Annotated in this window: 3 protein-coding genes; all 3 read left to right on the top strand. The window is 46.2% G+C overall.

Annotated elements, in window-relative coordinates:
* On the top strand, positions 1 to 3094 hold a 3094-nt coding region (locus tag VN105_RS17765; protein WP_325642869.1), incomplete at its 5' end, for a TonB-dependent receptor.
* Positions 3095 to 3190: 96 nt separating this feature from the next.
* Positions 3191 to 4654, top strand: a complete 1464-nt coding sequence (locus tag VN105_RS17770) for a hypothetical protein (protein WP_325642870.1) — start codon at positions 3191 to 3193, stop codon at positions 4652 to 4654.
* Positions 4655 to 4719: 65 nt separating this feature from the next.
* Positions 4720 to 5173: hypothetical protein (locus VN105_RS17775; RefSeq protein ID WP_325642871.1), on the top strand; the 454-nt coding region annotated here is incomplete at its 3' end.

A 5173-nucleotide genomic window follows, 5' to 3' on the forward strand; every position in this document is an offset into this window, starting at 1 on the left:
GGTAAAGGATATTCTCAAATCACTGCAACAGCAGGGGAATTACAGGTACCTGTATGATCCTGCGCAGGTGGAAACGTTAAGCATCAATATCCCCAAAGGCACTCTTTCTTTATCCGGGTTATTGCAATTACTGGATCAGCAGCTTCCGCTGGATGTGGAACTGAAAGATAATATCATCGCCATCCGTAATGAAGACCGTAAAGCCACTGCTGCTAATAAGGCGCAAACAGGCGCCCTCCAGGGAAAGATCCTTAACGACCAGAATGAGTCCATTCCCGGTGTAACGGTTTTTGCAGGAGATAACAGCCATGTAACTACTTCCCGCGTGGATGGCACCTATAGTATTCAATTACCGGAAGGTACTTATAACGTGCGTTTCAGTCACCTGGCTTTTTCGCCGTCGGCCTTTAATAATGTAGTAGTAAAAGCTGGTAAGGTAACTTTGAAAGATGTAATGCTGTCTACTTCTTCTTCTAACCTCAAAGGAGTAACAGTGAATGCAGCCGCAAAACGGGAAACCGTTTCCGCCCTGTACAATAAACAAAAAAATGCCGCCGGCTTATCGGATGGTATCAGTGCGGAACAAATTGCGCGCACACCTGATAAGAATGTGGGAGAGGTGCTGAAGCGCATCAGCGGCGTAGCTGCAGTGGATAACAAATATATCGTGGTACGTGGTATGAGCGAACGTTATAACGCCGCTATGCTCAATGGCCAGATCATGCCCAGCACGGAGCTGAACAGGAAAAATTTCAGCTATGATATCATTCCCTCTAATATCATTGATAATATTACCGTATATAAAACGATCACACCGGATATGAGCGCGGAGTTTGGCGGCGGACTGGTGAACGTGGAAACCAAAGCCATTCCAACAGAGAACTTCTTTACTATTTCCATTGGCGGCAGCATCAACGACAACACTACCGGTAAAGCATTCAACAGCCTGGAAATAGGCAGCAGCGAATACCTGGGAAAACCGTCTTCACACCGCGATCTCTTTGGAAAACTGAACTGGAAGAACCTGGACGATATCCTGGCTAACACTAACCCCGGAAATGCCGGCGGTCATGTATTGAAAGATCCGTCAGCTATTTCCAACAACTGGAAAATATACGACAGGAAGGCGCATCCTTCGCAAAATTACCAGCTGGGATGGGGCCGTGTTCTTAACCTTGGGAATGGCCGGCAACTGGGCTTGATAGCCAGCGCCAGCTATCGCAACACTTTGCAGACACAGGATGTAAGGATGGGAGGGAAAGATGGATATATGTATGCTCCCAGCCTGGTAAACGGAAGTGACTCTGTTCTTTTTAAAGGCAAACAGTACGGCTTCTCCACAAATACCGGCTTCCTGGCAGGAATCGGGTATAGTGCCGGCAAACATAAAATAAGCTTGCAAAGCCTTTACCTGAACACATTGGATCAACAGCTTCTCATGGGAAAAGGAACAGATGGCAGCGGTATTGGTGATGCGCCGCCGATGATCGGATTTTACGATAATGTACAATGGACCAAATTATGGCAAACGCAGTTAAAAGGGGAGCATGCTGTTGGTGGTAAAGGTATCAAAGTGCAATGGTCCGGTACTTATGTTCACCTGGACCGGCAACGCCCTGACAATCACTACCTGCGTTCACCGGCGCCCCCTGATAGTCTTACCACCTCGCCCATTATGATGGTAGGTCCTCCGCAATCCCGTGGTATTGATGGCGCTATGCGCTGGTGGACCCGTGCCTATGAATCAGACCTGAACTGGGATCTGAATACGGTAGCGCCCTTCCGTTTTAACATCGGCAATGCAGCGGTTACTAATACTTTCAAAATAGGGTATGCTGGTTGGTATAAAGACCGCTCCTTTTACGTAGCCCGCGCCGGTAGTGGCGGATATGCCTCCAAAACTCCTAAGCCAATTGATTATTTCTTTGATCCTGCCAATGAAAATTACAGTTTTAAATTTGACGACTTCTCAGATAATTTTAAACGTAATGCCACGCTGCACGCTGTTTATGGCATGTTTGACCATAAACTGGCTGGTAAGCTCCGGCTGGTATGGGGAGTAAGGGCTGAATATTACGACATTAACAGCATCAACGATGTGCTGGAGAAAAGTATCGGAGAAATTACAAACAGAGATGCCTACGACCTGAGCGCACTGTACAACAGGGAGAAGAACTGGAACCTGTTTCCTTCTGCCAGTCTTACTTACAGCCTTACACCAAAAATGAATTTCCGCGCCACTTATGCGCAGAGCATTATCCGGCCGGATCTGCGTGAACTGTCCTACTTCAGCGAATACGATTTCGAATTGGGCGGAGAATACAATAGTTCAACACCCATCGTATCCAGCAAATTAAAGCACCTGGATTTCCGGTATGAATATTACCCGGGCCCCGGTGAAATTTTATCCCTGTCTCTTTTCTATAAAAAAATTGACAACCCGATGGAGATATTCCAGTCCAACGCTGTTAACGAGTTCTCCCTGCGTAATAATCACCAGGCAGAGAACCGCGGGATAGAAGTGGAAGTCCGGAAATCGTTGTCCTTTATTGATGTACCGGTGATCCGTAACCTCACCTTATATGGCAATGGAACCAGGTTGTTTTCACGTGTGAAAAAAGCCGTAGATGGTAAATACGTGGAAGAGCCGGAGGGATCAAAGAAAATGATACTGAAACAGAATATCGGGAATTGGGAAGACAGGCCGCAACAAGGCGCCAGCAACTATATGATTAACGGCGGAGTGTATTACGATGTGAAATTGATATCTGTAAGTCTCCTGTACAATTATGTGAGCAACCTTTTGTTCATGCCCAACCAGAATGCTTATCAGTCTTACTATGAACGCCCGATGGTAGCACTCGACGGACAGATTGCCTTTCACCTGTTGAAAGATAAAATGTTGTTCCGCGCCAATGTTGGTAACCTGCTCAACAGCTATTCTATTATATATCAAAATGCGGGCGACGGAGATATGGGTGAGGGGAAGAAGCATCCCGTGAAAGATTTATTGTACCAGGAGGATAAAGACCTTCTGTTTTATCAGGCAAAGCCAGGCAGGACCTACAGTTTTACGTTAGGATATAGTTTTTAACAACAGGCAGGATGTAATATTTAACCAGCATGTATTCATACCGGTATATACAGTTTCGATCATTGTTATTATTTTCTAATTTAAATCCTTTATTTGATGACCAGGTTTAACCTCTACGCCGCAGCTGCAACTATCCTGGCTGCCAGCGTGTTCTCAGCATCCTGCAAAAAAGACGCACAACAGGCTAACCGTCCTGTGAGCGCTACCCAGATTGTGCCCGCAAACGGAGCCACGCTTAGTGGTATCCTCGGAACCGGAAAAACAGTACGTGATACCATTCACCTCACCGGTGGTACTTACCTGCTGAACGGATTGGTATACATCGACACCCTCGATGTAATCCAGATCGATGCCGGTTCCGTGATCAAAGGAATCCCAGGTACTCCCGGCGTAACCCCCGGTGGTGGTCTGGTGGTTTCCCGCGGCGGTAAAATTGAAGCCAACGGTACTTCTACCTCCCCGGTTGTATTTACTACCAACAGTACATCTCCTGCTGCCGGTCAGACTTCCGGTATCATTATCCTCGGAAGAGCTACTACCAACAATGGCGATACTGCCAAGGTAGAAGGTATTGGCGGTATTCCTCCGCTGACTCCTTACTATGGCGGTTCTGTTGATACAGACAATTCAGGCAGACTGAAATATGTTCGTATCGAGTACGCAGGTTTTGAACTGGCTACAGACAATGAAATCAACGGTCTTACCCTGGCTGGTGTTGGTAGCGGAACAGAAATCGACTTCGTAGAAGTGTACAAAGCTGCAGATGATGGTATCGAATTTTTCGGCGGTACTGTAGATGCAAAACACGTGGTTATTGTTAACCCGCTGGACGATGGTCTGGATTTTGACAACGGTTACCGTGGCCGCATTCAGTATGCCCTGGTGGTTGAAGATACTACCCGCGCCGACAAGAGTGCTTCTAACGGTATTGAATCAGACAACAACAGCATTGGTCAGCCACGTTTGCCGATCACTAAACCATTGATCGCTAACCTGACTATTATTGGTTTGCCTAACCAGGCAGCGGCTACCAAAACAACTTTCCCTCCTGCCGGTACCGGTAAATACGGTGTAGCAGCACAGTGGAGAAGAAGCAGCCGTTTCCAGGTGTACAACTCTGTTTTCCTGGGCTTCAACAATGGTATTTTGCTGGATAACACCGTTCCAACCGGTGGTACTGCAGCAGACCAGACTACCCAGCAGAGATATGCTGATGGTACATCTATCATCAAAAACAATATGGTGCATGCTTTCAACCTGCCGTTCACTTCATCACCTGCGTACAGCGGTTTGAAACCTTTGCCTGATGGTGCTGATAATAACACTTCCTACATTGCTGCTGATCCGAACGCTTCCCTCAAACTGGTGAATCCGTTCAACAGAGGTATTGTTGGCTTCTACCGCCCAAGAACAGGTACGCCTGCTATAGCGTCACCTGCTTTAACCGGTGGTTTAACTTCAGGATTACCTGCAGGTTTAACCGGAACTTCCTACAGGGGCGCATTTGATGGCACTGCTGCCAACGACTGGGCTACAGGATGGACCGTTTTCGCTTACTAATTATTATTTATGGCGTGGCTGGTCTGTTTTACAGATCAGCCACTTTTTAATCAACGTTTTATAAAATGAGGTATTCTACTGTAATATTTTTGTTGGGCATATTATTCGGTATGCAGTTGCTGTCGTGTAAAAAAGGAACATTGGTGGAAGGAGAAAGATTTATGGAAGTATATATTCCTTTTGTGTTTGAAACCAGTGATACATTGGATTTGTATGTGGATGGAAAACTTGTACAAACGCAAACAACAAACAGAGGCTCTTTTAGTGTGGTGCTGAAGCAGAAGGAACAGTTAAACATTAGCATCCATAAAACAGGTGAAGCTGCAGCCTTGACTGATACTACCGTAACGGTTAAAACAGATAGAGTATCGCTCAGTTACGCTTATGATCCCGCATTGGGATTTAACCGGTTCGTAAAAGCCGGCGATTTTGTTCGTCCCTCCGCCGATAGTATTGCCTTCATCATTGCAAATAAATATACTAATTTTGGATCAGGAAGAATAAATGTTACTATCTATC

The organism is Chitinophaga sp. (genome assembly GCF_035564935.1).
GTDB lineage: Bacteria > Bacteroidota > Bacteroidia > Chitinophagales > Chitinophagaceae > Chitinophaga.

Excerpts from the sequence above, each read along its gene's own strand:
- VN105_RS17770 (WP_325642870.1), top strand. The coding sequence starts at position 3,191 with ATGACCAGGTTTAACCTCTACGCCGCAGCTGCAACTATCCTGGCTGCC.